We start from the raw sequence: 18,309 nt of genomic DNA, 5'->3' as shown, positions 1-18,309 counted from the left end.
CCCGCCCGTCAGCTCCCGTCCTCCGTCGGCCGCGGCGGCTCACCCGGCAGCTGCGGCGGAGGCGTCGCCGCGCCCGGCAGGGTCAGTACCGCCTCCGTGCCGCCGAGGTCCGCGGACCGCAGCCGTACCGCGCCGCCCGCCTGCTCCGCCGTACGCGCCACGATCGACAGCCCCAGGCCGCTGCCCGGCAGGCTGCGCGCGGACGGCGAGCGCCAGAACCGCTCGAAGACATGGGGCAGTTCGTCCTGCGGAATGCCGGGGCCGTGATCGCGCACGGTCAGCTCGCCGCCCGTCAGCCGGACCTCGACGGTGCCGCCGGCCGGGCTGAACTTCACCGCGTTGTCCAGCAGGTTCACCACCGCCCGCTCCAGCGCGGACGGCTCGGCCCGTACGTACCAGGGGTCGAGGTCCGCGGTGATGGTCAGCGACGGGCCGCGCAGCCGGGCCCGCTCCAGCGCCGAGCCGACTATGTCGTGCAGCGCCACGACCTCGACGGCGCTCTGCCCGGGCTCCGGGGTCCGGGACAGCTCCTGGAGGTCGCCGATCAGCGCCGCCAGCTCCCCCATCTGCGCCTTCACCGACGCCAGCAGCGCCGTCCTGTCCTCGGCCGGGATCGGGCGCCCGGACTGCTCGCTGCGCACCAGCAGATCGATGTTGGTACGCAGCGACGTCAGCGGCGTACGCAGCTCATGGCCGGCATCCGCGATCAGCTGCTGCTGCAGATCGCGGGAGGCGGCCAGCGCCGCGGTCATGGAGTTGAAGGAGCGGGAGAGCCGGGCGATCTCGTCCTCGCCGTCGGCCGGGATGCGGATGGCCAGGTCCTGGGTGCGGGCGACGTGCTCGACGGCGTCGGTCAGCCGGTCCACCGGCTTGAGACCGGAGCGCGCGATGACCAGTCCTGCCGTGCCGGCGCCGACCACACCCAGTCCGGCGACCGCCGCCAGCAGCACCGCAAGGGTGTTCAGCGCGCTGTTGACCTCGGCCAGCGGGCGCGAGACGGACACCGCGAACTGCACGCCCTGCACGCCGATGTGCTTGGTCAGCACCCGGACGTCCGCGCCCTCCACGGTGAGCGCGTCATGCAGGGTGTCCCGCTGCACGCCCCGCGCCACCCCGAGATCCAAGCCCTGTACCTGTACGGGCCGGGAGTTGGGCCCCACACAGCGCGAGCCGTCGACCTGGACGATCTGGACGTTGTAGTACGAGGGCGGGGCGTTCTTGTTCTCGGTCGGGTCGGTGGGCCGGCAGTTGGCGTAGGTCACCTGCAGATACTCCGGCGGGACGCTGACGTTCCGCAGCGAGTTGTCCACCTCGTCGCGCAGCTGGGCCCGGGTGAGCAGCCAGCAGGCCAGCGCAGAGACCGCCACCGCCACCGCCACCGCGGCCGCGGTCAGCAGGGTCAGCCGCGAGCGCAGCGGCAGCCGCGCGAGGCGCGCGGCGAGCACGGTTCCGTTGCCCCCGGACATCCCGTTTCCGCTCATTCCGCGCCGCCGTCCGCCCGCAGGACGTACCCGACCCCCCGCATGGTGTGCACCAGCCGCGGCTCGCCGCCCGCTTCCGTCTTGCGGCGCAGATACATCACGTACACATCAAGGGAGTTGGAGGTGGGCTCGAAGTCGAAGCCCCATACGGCCTTCAGGATCTGCTCACGGGTGAGGACCTGCCGCGGATGCGCGAGGAACATCTCCAGCAGCGTGAATTCGGTGCGGGTCAGCTCGACCCGCCGGCCGCCCCGGGTCACCTCGCGGGTCGACAGGTCCATCCGCAGGTCGGCGAAGCTCAGCGTCTCGCCCTCCTCGGGCTGCGCGCCGGCCGCCGCGGCGTACGAGCTGCGGCGCAGCAGCGCGCGGATCCGGGCCAGCAGCTCGTCGAGCTCGAAGGGCTTGACCAGATAGTCGTCGGCGCCGGCGTCCAGCCCGGTGACGCGGTCGCCGACGGTGTCACGGGCGGTCAGCATCAGGATCGGCACGGTCACCCCGCTCGCCCGCAGCCGGCGGGCGGCGGTCAGCCCGTCCATGCGGGGCATCAGGACGTCCAGCACGATCAGTTCGGGGTCGTAGCTCGCGACCTTCTCGACCGCGTCCAGACCGTCGACCGCCTGCTCGGTCCCGTACCCCTCGAAGGCCAGCGAACGCTGTAGGGCCTCGCGGACCGCGGGTTCGTCGTCGACGATCAGGATGCGCGCGGGCTGATCACCGTGCTCGGCGGGGCTCATGTGCGTGGCTACCTCGGGTGGATGGGGGTACCTCCCATGCCGTTAAGGCATGGGGGAGGAACGAACGGCCGGTCTTCAGCCTTGCACGGCGGCGGGCAATCCGAGAGGGGTGACGCGATGGGGTCCCCCCGGACGAAGTCCGGCGGAGTCTCGTGCCGGGGGGACGGGTGGTGGGTCAGACGCCGCTGTTGCTGCCACCGCTCCCGCCGTCGCGCAGCGCGTCGAGATCGGCCTTGACGGTGTTGATCGGGATGGCGAAGCCGAGACCGACGCTGCCCGCCGTGCTGCTCGATGCCGAACTCGGGGAGTACATCGCGGAGTTGATGCCGATGATCTGTCCCTGCATATTGATCAGGGCGCCACCGGAGTTGCCCGGGTTGAGCGAGGCGTCGGTCTGGATGGCCTTGTACGAGGTCTTCGACGAGCCGGTGTCGCCGTTGTACTGGTTGCCGCCGAACTCGAACGGCCAGCCACCGCCGTCGTCCGGGTTGCCCTGCCGGCCCCGGCCCTGCCCCTGGCCCTCCTCCTTGGGGACGGTCACATCCCGGTTGAGGGCGGAGACGATTCCGCTGGTCACGGACCCGGTGAGGCCCTCGGGCGAGCCGATCGCCACCACCTGGTCGCCGACCGCGATCTTGTCGGAGTCACCGAGCGAGGCCGCGGTCAGGCCCTTGGCGCCGCGGACCTTGATCAGCGCCAGGTCCTTGTCGGGGTCGGTGCCCATGACCTCGGCCGTCTTCCGGCTGCCGTCGCTGAAGGTGACGGTCACCGTGGTCGCCCCGGACACCACGTGATTGTTGGTGATGATCTCGCCGCTGCCGGTGATGACCACGCCGGACCCGGTGGACTGGCCGCCGGTGGTGCGCGCCTTGATCTCCACGATCGCCGGGCTGACCGCCTTGGCCACCCCCGAGACACCGCTGCCGCTGCTCTTACCCGCATTGACGAGCGGTGTGGAGGCGGTGTTCTGGGTGGACCGGTCGGTGGCGCCGGCGATCAGCGCCGCGCTGCCGCCGCCGATGAGACCGGAGACGAGCGCCACCGCCGCGATCAGCGCGACCGGCCGACGGGCCCGGCGCCGCGGCTCGGGCGCGTACGGGGGCGGCGGCGGGTACGCCTGCCGGGTGGTGTCGTGGCCGTACGCGCTGCCGTAGGCATACGGACGGTCCTGTGGCATCTCAGGCACCTCATCGCCGCTTCGGCGGTAGCTCTCGGTCATGGAGATCACTCTGCGGCCGGTCCATGAGAACCGCCTGAGAACGCCCTGAGAGACCCAACAGAAGTGGGTATGCCCGGTATAAAGACGCCCGGCTCAGCAGCCGGCCCGGGTCACCTCAGCCGCCGCACCCGCACGACCGCCGCACCACCAGCCGCGACGGGAACTGCCGCAGCCGCTCCCGTCGGGAGCCGACCACCCGCAGGCCGTCGTCCAGCACCAGATCGACCGCGGCCCGCGCCATCGCCTGGCGGTCCGAGGCGACGGTCGTCAGCGGCGGGTCGGTGAGCCCGGCTTCCTTCACATCGTCGAAGCCGGCGACGGCCAGCTCGCCCGGCACATCGATCCGCAGCTCACGGGCGGCCCTCAGCACACCGATCGCCTGGTCGTCGGTCGCGCACATGATGGCCGGCGGCCGATCCGGCCCGGCCAGCAGCTTCAGCGCGACCTGATAGGCGTCGTAGCGGTTGTAGGGCGCCTCGAAGTAGCGCCCGTCCACCGGCTTCCCGGACTCCAGCATGGCCCGCCGCCAGCCCTCGACGTGGTCGGTGACCGGGTCGCCGGACTTCGGGGTCTCCTCCGTACCGCCGAGGAAGGCGACGTAGGGGTGGCCGTGCTCCAGCAGATGCCGGGTGGCCAGCTGCGCGCCCCAGATGTCGTCCGTCATCACCGCGACATCGTCGATGGCGTCCGGCCGGCGGTGCAGCAGCACCACCCGGGCGTCCCAGGCGTCGATCTCGGCGGCGGCATGCTCGCTGGGCCCCTGGCTGATCAGGATCAGGCCGGAGACCCGCATCCCGAGGAACGCGCGCAGATAGTGCACCTCGCGCTCGTCCAGGTAGTTGGCATTGCCGACCAGCACCATCTTCCCGCGCTCGGCGGCAGCCTGTTCCACCGCGTGCGCCATCTCCGCGAAGAACGGCTGCCGGGTGTCCGGCACGATCAGGCCTATGAGGTCGGTACGGCGGGACGCCATCGCCTGCGCGACGCGGTCCGGCCGGTAGCCGAGCTCCTTGATGGCGGCGAGCACCCGCTCGCGCGTGGCCGGGGCAACCGGCCGGGGTCCGTTGTTGATGACGTAACTGACAACGGCGGTGGATGTACCCGCCAGTCTTGCCACATCATCCCGCGTCACCTTGGCCACGCGCGGCAGTCTACGCGGGTGGTCCTACCGGTGGGCAGGCCGTACGTCCGAGGAGTCCGCACTCGTGGCGACCGCCTTCGCGGAGCCGTCGCCGCTCTCCGGTGCGCGCCCCGGCGCCGGCTGACCGCCACGGGAGGAATTCGCCGCCTTTGCGGCGTCCTCGGTGGCCTTGGCCTTGGCGTCCGACGCCCGCTCCGCCTTCTCCGGCGTCACAAAGCGGTAGCCGACGTTACGGACCGTGCCGATCAGCGACTCGTGCTCGGGGCCGAGCTTGGCGCGCAGCCGCCGGACGTGCACATCGACCGTCCGGGTACCGCCGAAGTAGTCGTAGCCCCACACCTCCTGAAGGAGCTGGGCGCGGGTGAAGACCCGGCCCGGGTGCTGCGCCAGATACTTCAGCAGCTCGAACTCCTTGAAGGTCAGGTCCAGGACCCGGCCCTTCAGCTTCGCGCTGTAGGTCGCCTCGTCCACGGAGAGATCACCGTTACGGATCTCCATGGGGCCGTCGTCGGTGGTGATCTGCTGGCGGCCCATCGCCAGCCGCAGCCGCGCCTCGACCTCGGCGGGGCCCGCGGTGTCCAGCATGACGTCGTCGATGCCCCAGTCGGCGGTGACGGCGGCGAGCCCGCCCTCGGTGACGACCAGGACCAGCGGGCAGCCCGGCCCGGTGGACCGCAGCAGCTGGCACAGCGACCGTACGTGCGGAAGGTCACGGCGGCCGTCGATCAGTATGACGTCGGCCCCCGGGGTGTCGATGAGCGCCGGGCCCTCGGCGGGGGCCACCCGCACGCTGTGCAGCAGCAGGCCCAGCGCCGGGAGCACCTCCGTCGACGGCTGGAGTGCGTTGGTCAGCAGCAGGAGCGAACTCACTTCCGATCACCTACCCGGTTTCCGGCGTGGTCCAGCCTCGGCTGCTCACGGTCCTGCCTGCTTCGCTCGCCCATGACGTCTGGTTCCTCCTCGGTCCCTGCGACGGGGGCACCTCCCGGCCCTGGCCGGGGGAGTCTGCGGCACTGCTTCGTACGGTCCTCGCAGCCGCGCATCGCGTGGCTGAAAGCACAAAAGGACCCGGGGGCAACGCTGCCCGGATCCTTCTTGTCCAGCAGAATAGCTCACCTGGCTTCCGGACCCGAGGCCGATTTTGCACCTTGTTGTGTTCCGTCGATCACTTCGAGTGGTCATCGCGTGTCTCTGTTGACGGCCGACGGGGTCCGGACCGAGGCCGCCCACACCCCCCGCAAGGCCCCATTTGAAGCCACTTACGCGCCCTTGGCCGAGGCTCCCCTCATCGTCCTCGCGCACGGCTTCACCGGCGCGCCGGAACTCCCCCAAGCTCTTAAGGAGCAGGGGGTACCCCCATCGCACCTCGTCGCGCCGCTGCCGCATTTTCCCAGCATGCGGACGTGATCACGTCCTCCATTCGTGGCCAGGGCGGATCCGGCGGGCGCTCCATGGTCGGCGAGCGCGGGTCGAGGACCCGGCCGCCGTGGTCCGCCGACCCGCTCCCTGGGGCACCGCTCTCCATGGGCGGCTCGGTCGTCCTGCGGCATGCGGCGCTTTACGGCCAGGGGCGGCGCTTTACGGCCAGGGAGCGCACGGGGAGCGCACGGGTGCGCACGCCGACACAGTCGTCCCGGTCAGCGCCCCCGCGCGGCCTGTAACGACGCGCCGCGGCGGGAAGGGCTACTCCGTCTCCGCCACCGCCTCGGCGAACTGGGCCGCGTACAGGCGGGCGTAGGCACCGTTCGCCGCCAACAGGGCGTCGTGGGAACCCTGTTCGACGATGGCGCCGTTCTCCATGACCAGGATGACGTCGGCGTCGCGGATGGTGGAGAGGCGGTGGGCGATGACGAAGCTGGTGCGGCCGGTGCGGAGCTGGGCCATCGCGTGCTGGATGAGGACCTCGGTGCGGGTGTCGACCGAGCTGGTGGCCTCGTCGAGGACCAGGATCGCGGGTTCGGCCAGGAAGGCCCGGGCGATGGTGATCAGCTGCTTCTCGCCGACCGAGACATTGCCGCCCTCCTCGTCGATCACCGTGTCGTAGCCGTCCGGCAGGGTGCGGACGAAGCGGTCGACGTGGGTGGCCTTCGCCGCCTCCACGATCTTGTCCATGGAGGTGCCCGCCGGGGCGCCGTACGCGATGTTCTCGGCGATCGTGCCACCGAAGAGCCAGGTGTCCTGGAGGACCATGCCGATGTGGGAGCGGAGCTCCTCGCGCGACATGTCGGCGATATCGATGCCGTCGAGGGTGATCCGGCCGCCGCGCACCTCGTAGAAGCGCATCAGCAAGTTGACCAGAGTGGTCTTGCCGGCGCCGGTCGGGCCGACGATCGCGACCGTCTGGCCGGGGCGGACGGCCAGCGACAGATCCTCGATGAGCGGCTTGTCCTGTGCGTAACGGAAGGAGACGGCCTCGAACTCGACCCGGCCCGCGACATGTTCGGGCCTGGCCGGGTGCTCGGAGTCCGGGTCCTGCTCCTTGGCGTCGAGGAGTTCGAAGACCCGCTCGGCGGAGGCGACACCGGACTGGACGAGGTTGGCCATCGAGGCGACCTGGGTGAGCGGCTGGCTGAACTGCCGGGAGTACTGGATGAAGGCCTGCACATCGCCGATGGACAGGGCTCCGGAGGCCACGCGCAGGCCGCCGACGACGGCCACCAGGACGTAGTTCAGATTGCCGATGAACATCATCGCGGGCTGGATGATCCCGGAGATGAACTGGGCCTTGAAACCGGCGGCGTAGAGGGCCTCGTTCTGCTCGCGGAACAGCTCGGCGGACTCCTTCTGGCGGCCGAAGACCTTCACCAGGCTGTGGCCGGTGTACATCTCCTCGATATGCGCATTGAGCTTGCCGGTGGTCTTCCACTGCTGGACGAACTGCGGCTGGGCGCGCTTGCCGACCTTCGTGGCGACGACGATCGAGACCGGGACCGTGATCAGCGCGACCAGGGCCAGCAGCCAGGAGATCCAGAACATCATGGCGAGCACGCCGACGATGGTCAGCAGCGAGGCCACGATCTGGCTGAGGGTCTGCTGCAGTGTCTGCTGGATGTTGTCGATGTCGTTGGTCGCCCGGGAGAGCACCTCACCGCGCTGCTGCTTGTCGAAGTAGCTGAGCGGCAGCCGGGCGAGCTTCTCCTCGACCTGTTCGCGCATCCGGAAGACGGCGCGCTGGACGACGCGGGTGGCGATCCGGGCCTGGACGAAGCCGAAGAGGGAGGCGCCGGCGTAGATCAGGGCGACCCAGAGCAGGACGACGCCCACCGCCCCGAAGTCGATGCCGTGGCCGGGCACGACCGGCATCGCGCCGACCATGTCGGCCAGCCCGCCCTGGCCGTGTGCGCGCAGCCGGTCCGCGGCCTGGGCCTTGGTGAGCCCGTCGGGCAGCCGGCGGCCGATGATGCCGGACATGATCAGGTCGGTGGCATGGCCGAGGACCTTGGGGCCCACCACCGTCAGCGCCACGCTCAGTACACCCAGCGCCAGCGCGCCGGACATGATGCCGCGCTCGGGCTTCATCTGGGCCAGCAGCCGCTTGCCGGAGCCCTTGAAGTCCATCGACTTCTCGGTGGGCTGGCCGCCCATCATCCGGGCCGGCCCCACCGCCGGGGCCGGGCCCCTTCTGGGTGCCGCCTGGGGAGTCTCCTCGGTGGCCGCCGGGGCTTCGGCCCGGTCGGCCGCCCCCTTGTCCGCGGTGGTCACGCCGCCTCCTGCTCGGTGAGCTGGGAGAGCACGATCTCCCGGTAGGTCTCGTTGTCGGCCATCAGCTCGGTATGGGTACCGGTGCCGACGACCCGGCCCTCGTCCAGCACGACGATCCGGTCGGCGCCGCGGATCGTGGAGACCCGCTGCGCGACGATCACCACGGTCGCGCGGTCCGTCTCGCGGGACAGCGCGGCCCGCAGCGCCGCGTCCGTCGCATAGTCCAGCGCGGAGAAGGAGTCGTCGAAGAGGTAGATCTCGGGACGGCGCACCAGGGCCCGCGCGATCGCCAGCCGCTGCCGCTGGCCGCCGGAGACATTGGTGCCGCCCTGCGCGATCGGGGCGTCGAGGCCGCCCTCCATCCGCTCGACGAAATCCCGCGCCTGGGCGGTCTCCAGGGCGTGCCACAGCTCGTCGTCGGTGGCGTCCGGATTGCCGTAGCGGAGGTTGGTGGCGACGGTGCCGGAGAAGAGGTACGGCTTCTGCGGGACCAGGCCGATGGCCTTGGCCAGCGTCTCCTGGTCGAGGGTGCGGACATCCTCGCCGTCCACCAGGACCGCACCGCCGGTCGCGTCGAACAGCCGCGGTACGAGCCCCAGGAGGGTCGACTTGCCGGCGCCGGTCGAGCCGATGACGGCGGTGGTCTCGCCGGGGCGGGCGGTCAGCGAGATGTCTTTGAGGACCGGCTGTTCGGCGCCCGGGAAGCGGAACTCGACGTGGCGGAGCTCCAGTTCGCCGTGCCGGCGCAGCTCGGTGACGGGGTTCTTCGGCGGGGTGACGCTGGAGTCGGTCGCCAGCACCTCCTGGATGCGCTCGGCGCAGACCTCCGCGCGCGGCAGCATCATCACCATGAACGTCGCCATCATGATCGACATCAGGATGTACATGAGGTAGCTGAGGAACGCCGTCAGCGCACCGATCTGCATGGCGCCGCTGTCGATGCGCAGCCCGCCGAACCAGACGACGGCCACGCTGGAGAGGTTCACGATCAGCATGACCAGCGGGAACATCATCGACATCAGCCGGCCGGCGCGCACCGATACGTCGTACAGATCGGTGTTGGCCCCGGCGAACCGCTCGCGCTCGTGCCGGTCGCGGACGAAGGCGCGGATGACGCGGATACCCGCGATCTGTTCGCGCAGTACGCGGTTGACGGTGTCGATGCGCTCCTGCACCCCGCGGAACAACGGACGCATCCGGCGCACGATCAATGAGACGAGCATCCCGAGGACCGGGACGATGACCAGGAGGAGGCCCGACAGCGGCACATCCTGATTGAGCGCCATGACGACGCCGCCGACGCACATGATCGGCGCCGAGACCATCATCGTGAACGTCATCAACACCAGCATCTGGACCTGCTGGACGTCATTGGTGGTGCGGGTGATCAGCGACGGCGCGCCGAATGTGCCCACTTCCCGGGCGGAGAAGGACTGCACCCGGTCGAAAACCGCGGCACGAATGTCCCGGCCGAGCGCCATTGCCGTACGGGCACCGAAATAGACGGCACCGATCGCGCAGATGATCTGCAGCAGAGTTACGGCGATCATGAAACCGCCGATGCGGAAGATATAGCCCGTGTCCCCCTTCACGACACCGTTGTCAATGATGTCGGCGTTGAGGGTGGGCAGATAGAGAGTTGCCAGGGTCTGGATCAGCTGAAGCAGCACGATCAGGGATATGGAGCGCCTATGGGGCCGCAAATGCACCCGCGCGAGTCGGACCAGCACAGAAGGAGCCTAAGCGAACACTTGCCTTCGGCAATCGAATTTCGTTGGTCCGCCCAGGTGGGCCGGTAGCCCTTTGCCAGAACTTGCCCGGAGCCGGACCGGCCGCCGCGTGCGCCATCATGGAGGCGGCAACGACGGGGCATCCGCCCACCACGGGCAGCCCCCCGACCGACCGACACGACGAAGAGGCCGCCGTGACAACTACTGGCACCGTGCGCTACTGGGCCGCGGCCAAAGCCGCCGCCGGCACGGCAGAGGAGCCCTATGCGGCGGCGACGCTCGCCGAGGCGCTCGACGCGGCGCGCGCGGCGCATGCCGCGAACCCCGAGTTCGCGCGCGTCCTGCTGCGCTGCTCATTCCTGGTGGACGGCGATCCGGTCGGCACCCGTGACCATGCGGCGGTGCCGCTGGCCGAGGGTGGCACCGTCGAGGTCCTGCCGCCGTTCGCGGGAGGGTGAACACCGGATCATGAGCGACAACCAGCCGCAGAACCACCGTCCGTACGAGCCGCGCGATCCCTACGCCCCGCAGGATCCGTACACACCGCAGGATCCCTACGCCCCGCAGGCGCAGCAGCCCGCGCATCCGCCGTACAACCCGCAGCCGGCGTACGGCGCCCCGTACGGGCAGCAGCCGTACGACCCCGCTCACCAGCAGCAGCCCCGGCACGACCCGTACGGGCGCGACCAGTACGGGTACGACGCGTACGGGCAGCAGCAGCCGCAGCAGCAGCCTCGGCACCAACAACACCACCAACAGCAGCACCAGCAGCAGCCGTACGGCCATGACGGGTACGGCACGCCGCACCCCGAGCCCACGCAGCTGCCCTCCCAGCACCAGTCCGCGCTGCCGGCCGAAGAGCCCTACGCCCGCCAGCACCCGCAGCAGGCCAGGCCCGCACCCGCGGCGCCCGCACCCTCCGCGCCCGCACCGGCCCCCACGGCGCCGGCTGTCACCACGCCGATCTCCGGGGCGCCGCTCGCACCCAACCAGCGCGCCCGTGCCGAGGGCCGCTCGCCGATCATTCCGCCCGGTATCCAGCCGGCCGCGCTGACCGCCGTGCTCGCCCTGCTGCTCGCGCTGACCGCGCCGCTCGCCCGCCCGGTGCTCGCCGTACCGGTGGCGCTGCTCCAGGCGGTCACGGCCGCCGGCTGGTTCCGGCTGAACGGCATGTGGCCGGCCCGCCAGGGCATCGCGCTCGCATTCCTGGCCGGGCTGACCACCGATGTCGCCCTGCTGGCCACCGACCGCGAGAGCGCGCCCCTGGTGGGCATCGGCACGCTCGGCGTGTGGTGTCTGCTCGTCCTCATCCTCCAGCTGCGCAACCGCAGCAGCGCGGACGAGCGGATGTACGCGCTGACCGCGGGCCTGACCTCGACCGCGCTGGCGGTGCTCGCCGCCGGCCACCTCGCGGCGAGCCCGCACGCCGTCGTGGTCGGCGCCGCCGCGGTCGCGGTGGCCACGCTGGCCCGTGCACTGCCGCTGCCCTCCCCCGCCTCGATCGGCGTCGCCCTGGTGGCCGCCGCGGGCGCCGGCATCGGAGCCGGCCAGCTGACCGGCCTCGGGGCGTCCGGCGCGCTGCTGGGCCTGGCGGCCGGCGGCTGCGCCCTGATCGGCCTGCGGGTGGCCAGCTACGACTACCCGTCCCGCTTCGTCCACATGACGGCCGGCGTCGCCCTGCCGCTGGCCCTGGCCGCGCCCGCGGTGTACGTCCTGGGACGGGCGCTGGGATAACCGCCCCAAGGCCCGTAAGGCATACGCGGCGGCCGCCGGACAGCGCACCTGCGCCTTCCGACGGCCGCCGCTCCCGTTCCCCCGACCCCGTCGTCTAGGCTCCCCGGAGCGCAGGCAGGGGGCCTGCATGGACGAATCGGCCGGGATCCGGCCCTTGTGTGGGGGAAGTGGTTCGATGCGTGCACTACGTGTGCTGTTGTTCATCGGGGTCATACTCGGGGGGCTGTTCGTGGCCGCCGACCGGGTGGCCGTGAATCTCGTCGAGGACAAGGCCGCCGACAAGATCCGCGCCAGCCAGGGGCTCGACAAGGCCCCGAACGTCTCCATCAAGGGCTTCCCGTTCCTGACCCAGGTCGCCGGCCGCAACCTCCAGGAGGTCGACGCCGACCTCGGGGGCATCGAGGCCAAGGCCGACGGGCGCACGCTGCGCGTGGACCAGCTGTCAGCGCAGTTCCACGATGTCGCGCTGACCAGCGACTACATGTCCATAGAGAGCGCCGCCTCGGCCACCGGCACCGCCCGGATCAGCTACGCCGACCTCACCAAGGCGGCAGGCGGCGACGTCAAGATCACCTACGGCGGCGAGAAGAACGGCCGCAGCCAGGTCAAGATCTCGCCGAACCTCCCGGTCCTCAGCTCGCTGGACGTGACCGGCTCCCTCACGATCGTCGGCGGCAACACCGTCCGGCTTCGCGCCGACGGACTCCCCGCGATGTGCCGGGCCCTCCCGGGCTGTGAGACCAAGGTGCGCGCCCAGACCGACCACGACTGGAAGCTGGACCAGCTGCCCGGCAACCTGAAGCTGGAAAAGGTCGTGACGAAGGCGGACGGTATCTCGATCTCCGCCTCCGGCAAGGACGTCAAGCTCCCCGGCTGACCCGGGCACCCACGGCGGGCCGCCCCACCGGCCCGCCGTCCCACCGCCCCACCGGCCCGCCGTCCCACCGCCCCACCGGCCCGCCGTCCCACCGCCCCACCGGCCCGCCCTCCGGCCCGATCGCCGCCCCCGGTCCGACCGCCGTCCAATCCCTGAGACACCCAAGTCCGTACGCCAGACCCCCCACCTGCGTACGGCCGCCGCCGGCCCGCCCGAGCCCGCCCTTCGCCGCAGCGCATCCCACATCGCGGACAAACGCGTCTCGCCATTCGACACGCCGGTGACATGCCCGGCTTCGCGTCCCTACGATCGGTGCCATGCAGAGCGCATTGAGCCGTCTCCGTCCGCGGGGACTGGCGGTACTCACGAAGCGGCGGGCAGTAGACCTGTGTCGCGTCGCCGCCATGCTCTGTCGCCCTGCCTGACGGGCCTTCAGCACCCGTCTTCCCCCGGCCGGCCCCCTCAGGCCGTGCCCCGCGCGTCGCCGCGCAGCGCCACCCCGGCCCCCGTCCGGAAGTCATCGGCGCGCACCCGGCGTACCCACGTGCAACTCCGCAACCGCCCCCCGCAACTGCCCCGGAGGAGAAGAACATGAGCCGTAGCGACGTCCTCGTAGACGCCGACTGGGTCGAGGCCCACCTCGAGGACCCGAAGGTCGTGATCGTCGAGGTCGACGAGGACACCTCGGCCTACGACAAGAACCACATCAAGAACGCGGTCCGCATCGACTGGCAGAAGGACCTCCAGGACCCGGTGCGCCGCGACTTCATCGACCAGGCGGGCTTCGAGAAGCTGCTGTCGGCCAAGGGCATCGCCAACGACGACACCGTCGTCCTCTACGGCGGCAACAACAACTGGTTCGCCTCCTACGCCTACTGGTACTTCAAGCTCTACGGCCACGACAGCGTCAAGCTGCTCGACGGCGGCCGCAAGAAGTGGGAGCTGGACTCGCGCGACCTGGTCGACGGCTCCGAGGTCCCCGGCCGCCCGGCCACCGAGTACAAGGCCAAGGCCCAGGACACCTCCATCCGCGCCTTCCGTGACGACGTCGTCGCCGCGATCGGCAGCCTCAACCTCGTCGACGTGCGTTCCCCCGACGAGTTCAGCGGCAAGCTGCTCGCCCCCGCGCACCTCCCGCAGGAGCAGTCGCAGCGCCCCGGCCACGTGACCGGCGCCCGCAACATCCCGTGGTCGAAGAACGCCAACGACGACGGCACCTTCAAGTCGGACGACGAGCTCAAGGCCCTCTACGAGGAGGAGTCCGTCGACCTCGCCAAGGACACCATCGCCTACTGCCGTATCGGTGAGCGCTCCGCGCTGACCTGGTTCGTGCTGCACGAGCTGCTCGGCCAGACCAACGTCAAGAACTACGACGGCTCCTGGACCGAGTACGGCTCCCTGGTCGGCGTTCCGATCGAGCTCGGCGCCAACAAGTAAGCAAGCTTCTCCCCGAACCCCTCAAGGAAGTACCCCTATGTGTGGAGCACAGGCCGGCGGCCCGGACGCCTCGACGATCAAGCCCGGTGAGACCACGATCCAGGGCAGCGTGACCCGCGACGGCCAGCCCGTCACCGGTTACGTCCGACTCCTGGACAGCACCGGCGAATTCACCGCCGAGGTTCCCACCTCCGCGACCGGACAGTTCCGCTTCTACGCGGCCGAGGGCACCTGGACGCTGCGTGCGCTCGTCCCGGGCGGCACCGCGGACCGCACCGTCGTCGCCCAGAAGGGTGGCCTCGCGGAGGTCGCCATCGCCGTCTGACACACGGCGCTTCAGTACGGCCGGAGGGCCGCACCCCAGAGGTTTGGACGCCTTGACCGGGGAGCGGTCCTCCGCGCTGTTCACGGGCCCGGACGGGGCGTGGTCACGACTTCTTTCCTGCCCCGCCCGGATTTACCGTTGTTTTATGTACGCGAACCGCCGGTCGCCCGCACAGCGCCGTCATCGCAAGTATTTCGTGCTGATGGGCGTGTGCCTCGTGCTGTTCGTGCTCGCCTGGGCCGTGGTGCGGCTGTGGTCGGTACCGGCCGCGGTGGCCATGTGCATCGTCGCCATGGTCATCCCGCCGATCGCGGCGATCATCGGCAACCGTCGGGAGCCCGGCGAGCGCTGGTGGGACGAGTCCGGCGACCCCGAGTCCGACCGCTGGTGGCGCGAGCTGGACGACCGGGACGACAAGCACACCCAGTAGACGGGCCGGACCCGCACCGGGGCACCCGGCACCCGCCCGTCAGTACGCCGCCGTCACCGTCAGCACACCGACGACACCGCCGTCAGTACACCAGCGCCTGTACGTCGTCCGGCATGATCTCGCTGACGAAGACCTGGGCGCCGGCGATCCCCGCCCCCTCGATCAGATCCTTCTGCTCGATGTCACGCCGGGCCGCGCACTGCGTGCAGACCGTGATCGCCCCGCCGCCCGCACGGATCCCGTCGATCAGCTCCGGCAGCGGCGCCGCATGCGGCAGCTCGAACTCCGCCGCCCGCCCCGGCAGCGCGAACCACACGGATTCCCCGGTCAGCCACAGCGACACCTCGACGCCGCTGGCCACCGCCACCGCCGCCACCGTGAACGCCTGCGAGCAGCGCTCGGGCGCATCGGCGCCCGCCGTCACCTTGATCACGAGCTTCTTCGCCATGGGGCAAGAGTAGGCGCGAACGGGCGGGGTGGGGGTGCTCCCTGCTCCTTATGAGCTTGGCGGCGGACCTCACAGCGCCGCTGTCACCGTCGCCGACTAGACTCGCAGGCGGTCCGTTACACCCTCACTCCGTCCAAGGAGCGCGCTCGTGCTTGAGGCATTCTTCACCACCCTGCTGGTTCTGGTCGGCATCGGCGTGATCGCGTTCGCCGGTCTGACCTGGAAGAAGCTGTACCAGGGCCAGCGCTGACCTCCGTAATTCGTCCACAACAGATCGCCTGAGCTGATGATCGAGATCCCGTCCGACCTGAACCCGGCCCTGGTGCCGCTCGCTTTCCTCCTCGGCAGATGGGAAGGCGCCGGCGTCTACGACTTCCCGGGCACCGAGAAGTGCAACTTCGGGCAGGAAGTCACCTTCACCCACGACGGCCGTGACTTCCTCGAATACACCTCGCACAGCTGGGTGCTCGACAACGAGGGCAAGAAGGTCCGCCCGCTGGAGTCCGAGAGCGGCTACTGGCGCATCGACGCCGACCGCAAGGTCGAGATCGTGATGGTCCGCGACCAGGGCGTGGTGGAGGTCTGGTACGGCGAGCTGGCCCACCAGAAGCCGCAGATCGACCTGGCCACCGACGCCATCGCGCGCACCGGTGCCGCCGGCCCGTACAGCGGCGGCAAGCGGCTCTACGGCTATGTCAACAGCGACCTGATGTGGGTCGGCGAGAAGTCCACCCCGGACGTGCCGCTGCGCCCGTACATGTCGGCGCATCTGAAGAAGGTCGCCGATCTGAAGGAGTGGGCGGAGAGCCTGCCCGACGACATGCCGGACGGGGTTTCCTTCTTCCGGCCGGACGGCACGCCCTACAACCCGTAAGCACGAGGGAGAGCACCGCTCTCCTGCCAGCGCCCCGCGGGGGAAGCCGGTCGAAGTCCGGCGCTGACCCGCAACGGTAGGCGGAAGGTCCTCTTCCGCGAGCCCGATTGCCCGCGGCGCGCAGCTTCCCGCACATCTCGCCGTGGACTGCGAGGGGACGCCGCCGGACCCCCGCGGTCCCGGGCCGCTCCTTGTACGTACGGACGCGGCCCGACACCGAGGCGGCCGACCGACCGTGGCGACGACCACCGCGCACCCCACGACACCCGGGACCGGCGCGCCCCCACCGCCCCGGCGGCTGCCCGTACCACCCCTGGTCGCCGCCCTCGGCGCCGTCCTGCTCGGCTCCCTGCTGTGCGGAATCGGCCTCGGCGCCGCCGGGGTGAGCTGGGCGCAGGTCGTCCACCATCTCGGCGCCGGGCTGACCGGCGGCAGCATCTCGCCCGACGAGGTCGCCGCGTACACCATCGTGTGGGAGCTGCGCTTCCCGCGGGCCGTACTGGCCGCGGTCGTCGGCGCCGGGCTCTCCGCCATCGGCGTCGCCGTCCAGGCGCTGGTCCGCAACGCCCTCGCCGACCCCTTCGTCCTCGGCATCTCCTCCGGCGCCGCCGTCGGCGCCAACGCCGTCCTGCTGTTCGGAGCGCTCGGCGCGCTCGGCATCTGGGCGCTGTCGTTGTCCGCGTTCGTCTCCGCGCTAATCGCCATGGCCCTGGTGTACGCGGCCGCCCGCACCGCCCACGGGCTCACCCCGCTGCGCCTGGTGCTGACCGGCACCGCCATGTACTACGGCTTCTCCGCCATCACCACCCTGATGGTGTTCACCGCCGACCGCGGCGAGGCGGCCCGCTCGGCGATGATGTGGCTGCTGGGGAGCCTGAGCGGGGCCGGCTGGAGTTCGGTGCCGATCGCCGCGGCCGCGGTGGCCGCCGCGCTGGCCCATCTGCTGCTCTCCGCCGGCCGGCTGAACGCCCTGGCCATGGGCGACGAGACCGCCGCCGCCCTCGGGGTGGACGCCGGACGGCTGCGCCGCGAACTGTTCGTGGTGGCCGCGGCCGTCACCGGCGCGGTGGTCGCGGTCAGCGGCGCGATCGGCTTCGTCGGCCTGATGGTGCCGCATGTGACCCGGATGCTGGTCGGCGCCGATCACCGCCGGGTGCTGGCCGTCGCCCCCCTGCTCGGCGCGGTGCTGCTGGTGTGGGTGGATCTGCTCTCACGGGTGCTGCTGGCGCCCGTCGAGCTGCCCGTCGGAGTGCTCACCGCCGTCATCGGCGTGCCCTGCTTCGTGCTGCTGATGCGGCGGCGCGGCTACACCTTCGGAGGCGGCGCCTGATGCGGATCGACATCACGGATCTGTCGGTGGAGGTGGCCGGGAACCGGCTGGTCCACGACATCACGCTACGGGCCGACAGCGGCCGGGTCGTCGGCCTGGTCGGCCCCAACGGCAGCGGCAAGTCGACCCTGCTGCGCTGCGTCTACCGCGCACTGCGCCCGGCCGCCGGGACCGTACGGCTGGACGGCGCCGATGTGCACGCCATGGACGCGCGGGAGGGCGCCCGGCTGCTGGCCGCGCTGCCCCAAGAGGGCGGTACAGACTTCGACTTCACGGTGTCCGAGGTCGTCGCGATGGGGCGGCTGCCGCATCAGCGCGGCTCGGGCCGGGCGAGCGCCGCGGACCTCGCGGTGTGCGAGCGGGCGCTGGCCCGGGTCGGCGCGGACCACCTGGCCGGGCGCGGCTTCCTCAGCCTGTCCGGCGGTGAGAAGCAGCGGGTGCTGATCGCCCGCGCGCTGGCCCAGGAACCGCGCGTCCTGGTGCTCGACGAGCCCACCAACCACCTTGACATCGCCCAGCAGTTGGAGGTGCTGGCGCTGGTCAGGGAGGGGGGCATCTCCCTGGGTGCACCCCCAGCGGTGGCCGGGGAAGAGTCCGGGGGACGGCTGACGGTGCTGACCGCGCTGCACGACCTCAACCTGGCCGCCATGCACTGCGACGAGCTGTACGTCCTCGCCCACGGCCGGATCGTCGCCGCCGGCCCGCCGTACGACGTGCTCACCCCGAAGCTGCTCGCCGAGGTCTTCGGCGTCCGCGCCCACCGCGTACGGCATCCCGAATCGGGCGCCGTACAGCTGCTGTTCGACCGTCTCGCCGCCCCCGCCGCCGCCTCGTAAGGACCGCCGCC

The 18,309-nt window shown here is 71.0% G+C and carries 18 protein-coding genes; 10 read left to right on the top strand and 8 right to left on the bottom strand.

Annotation, left to right across the window (positions count from 1 at the left end; genetic code table 11):
* Window positions 1-8: 8 nt before the first annotated feature.
* The 7 genes from KI385_RS26555 to KI385_RS26525 form a co-directional block, all read right to left on the bottom strand.
* Complete coding sequence (locus tag KI385_RS26555; RefSeq protein ID WP_238574680.1) at window positions 9-1,466, bottom strand: HAMP domain-containing sensor histidine kinase; 1,458 nt, start codon at window positions 1,464-1,466, stop codon at window positions 9-11.
* An 11-nt stretch (window positions 1,467-1,477) separates the two neighbouring features.
* Entirely contained in the window at window positions 1,478-2,215 is a 738-nt protein-coding gene (locus KI385_RS26550; RefSeq protein ID WP_238574679.1) for a response regulator transcription factor, read from the bottom strand.
* A gap of 175 nt (window positions 2,216-2,390) precedes the next feature.
* Window positions 2,391-3,434, bottom strand: coding sequence for a S1C family serine protease (locus tag KI385_RS26545; protein WP_238574678.1), 1,044 nt, complete (start codon window positions 3,432-3,434; stop codon window positions 2,391-2,393).
* Between the two features lie 115 nt (window positions 3,435-3,549).
* Window positions 3,550-4,575: a LacI family DNA-binding transcriptional regulator gene (locus KI385_RS26540; protein ID WP_238574677.1), complete on the bottom strand. Its 1,026-nt coding sequence runs from the start codon at window positions 4,573-4,575 to the stop codon at window positions 3,550-3,552.
* 24 nt (window positions 4,576-4,599) lie between these two features.
* A complete protein-coding gene (locus KI385_RS26535; RefSeq protein WP_238574676.1) occupies window positions 4,600-5,445 on the bottom strand; it encodes a response regulator transcription factor in 846 nt (281 codons plus the stop codon).
* Between the two features lie 813 nt (window positions 5,446-6,258).
* A complete protein-coding gene (locus KI385_RS26530; RefSeq protein ID WP_238577846.1) occupies window positions 6,259-8,160 on the bottom strand; it encodes an ABC transporter ATP-binding protein in 1,902 nt (633 codons plus the stop codon).
* 113 nt (window positions 8,161-8,273) lie between these two features.
* On the bottom strand, window positions 8,274-10,007 hold the full coding sequence (locus KI385_RS26525; RefSeq protein WP_238574675.1) for an ABC transporter ATP-binding protein: 1,734 nt from the start codon (window positions 10,005-10,007) through the stop codon (window positions 8,274-8,276).
* A 212-nt stretch (window positions 10,008-10,219) separates the two neighbouring features.
* Between KI385_RS26525 and KI385_RS26520 the strand changes: the two genes are divergently transcribed.
* The 7 genes from KI385_RS26520 to KI385_RS26495 all read left to right on the top strand — a co-directional run bounded on the left by KI385_RS26520 (window position 10,220) and on the right by KI385_RS26495 (window position 14,810).
* Window positions 10,220-10,465: a MoaD/ThiS family protein gene (locus KI385_RS26520; RefSeq protein WP_281066987.1), complete on the top strand. Its 246-nt coding sequence runs from the start codon at window positions 10,220-10,222 to the stop codon at window positions 10,463-10,465.
* 10 nt (window positions 10,466-10,475) lie between these two features.
* Window positions 10,476-11,741 (top strand): hypothetical protein, encoded by a 1,266-nt coding sequence (locus KI385_RS26515; RefSeq protein WP_238574673.1) that lies wholly within the window; start codon window positions 10,476-10,478, stop codon window positions 11,739-11,741.
* Window positions 11,742-11,916: 175 nt separating this feature from the next.
* On the top strand, window positions 11,917-12,618 hold the full coding sequence (locus KI385_RS26510; protein WP_238574672.1) for an LmeA family phospholipid-binding protein: 702 nt from the start codon (window positions 11,917-11,919) through the stop codon (window positions 12,616-12,618).
* Window positions 12,619-12,935: 317 nt separating this feature from the next.
* On the top strand, window positions 12,936-13,043 hold the full coding sequence (locus tag KI385_RS44650) for a putative leader peptide (RefSeq protein ID WP_425356955.1): 108 nt from the start codon (window positions 12,936-12,938) through the stop codon (window positions 13,041-13,043).
* 166 nt (window positions 13,044-13,209) lie between these two features.
* Window positions 13,210-14,055, top strand: a complete 846-nt coding sequence (locus tag KI385_RS26505) for a sulfurtransferase (RefSeq protein WP_238574671.1) — start codon at window positions 13,210-13,212, stop codon at window positions 14,053-14,055.
* Between the two features lie 37 nt (window positions 14,056-14,092).
* Complete coding sequence (locus tag KI385_RS26500; protein ID WP_030660503.1) at window positions 14,093-14,380, top strand: DUF1416 domain-containing protein; 288 nt, start codon at window positions 14,093-14,095, stop codon at window positions 14,378-14,380.
* Window positions 14,381-14,525: 145 nt separating this feature from the next.
* Window positions 14,526-14,810, top strand: coding sequence for a DUF3099 domain-containing protein (locus tag KI385_RS26495; RefSeq protein ID WP_238574670.1), 285 nt, complete (start codon window positions 14,526-14,528; stop codon window positions 14,808-14,810).
* 82 nt (window positions 14,811-14,892) lie between these two features.
* Here KI385_RS26495 and KI385_RS26490 read toward each other — a convergent pair whose 3' ends face one another.
* Window positions 14,893-15,258 (bottom strand): DsrE family protein, encoded by a 366-nt coding sequence (locus tag KI385_RS26490; RefSeq protein ID WP_033266312.1) that lies wholly within the window; start codon window positions 15,256-15,258, stop codon window positions 14,893-14,895.
* Window positions 15,259-15,544: 286 nt separating this feature from the next.
* Here KI385_RS26490 and KI385_RS26485 point away from each other — a divergent pair, with 286 nt between their 5' ends.
* From KI385_RS26485 to KI385_RS26475, 3 genes are all read left to right on the top strand, one after another.
* Window positions 15,545-16,132, top strand: coding sequence for a heme-binding beta-barrel domain-containing protein (locus tag KI385_RS26485; RefSeq protein WP_238574669.1), 588 nt, complete (start codon window positions 15,545-15,547; stop codon window positions 16,130-16,132).
* A gap of 235 nt (window positions 16,133-16,367) precedes the next feature.
* A complete protein-coding gene (locus tag KI385_RS26480) occupies window positions 16,368-17,462 on the top strand; it encodes a FecCD family ABC transporter permease (protein WP_238574668.1) in 1,095 nt (364 codons plus the stop codon).
* Window positions 17,462-18,298, top strand: a complete 837-nt coding sequence (locus KI385_RS26475) for an ABC transporter ATP-binding protein (RefSeq protein ID WP_238574667.1) — start codon at window positions 17,462-17,464, stop codon at window positions 18,296-18,298. The genes KI385_RS26480 and KI385_RS26475 overlap by 1 nt, the downstream gene beginning before the upstream one ends.
* Window positions 18,299-18,309 lie beyond the last annotated feature (11 nt).

Source organism: Streptomyces inhibens (genome assembly GCF_022221585.1).
Lineage (GTDB): Bacteria > Actinomycetota > Actinomycetes > Streptomycetales > Streptomycetaceae > Streptomyces > Streptomyces inhibens.
This window is presented reverse-complemented; position numbering and strand designations above follow the sequence as displayed.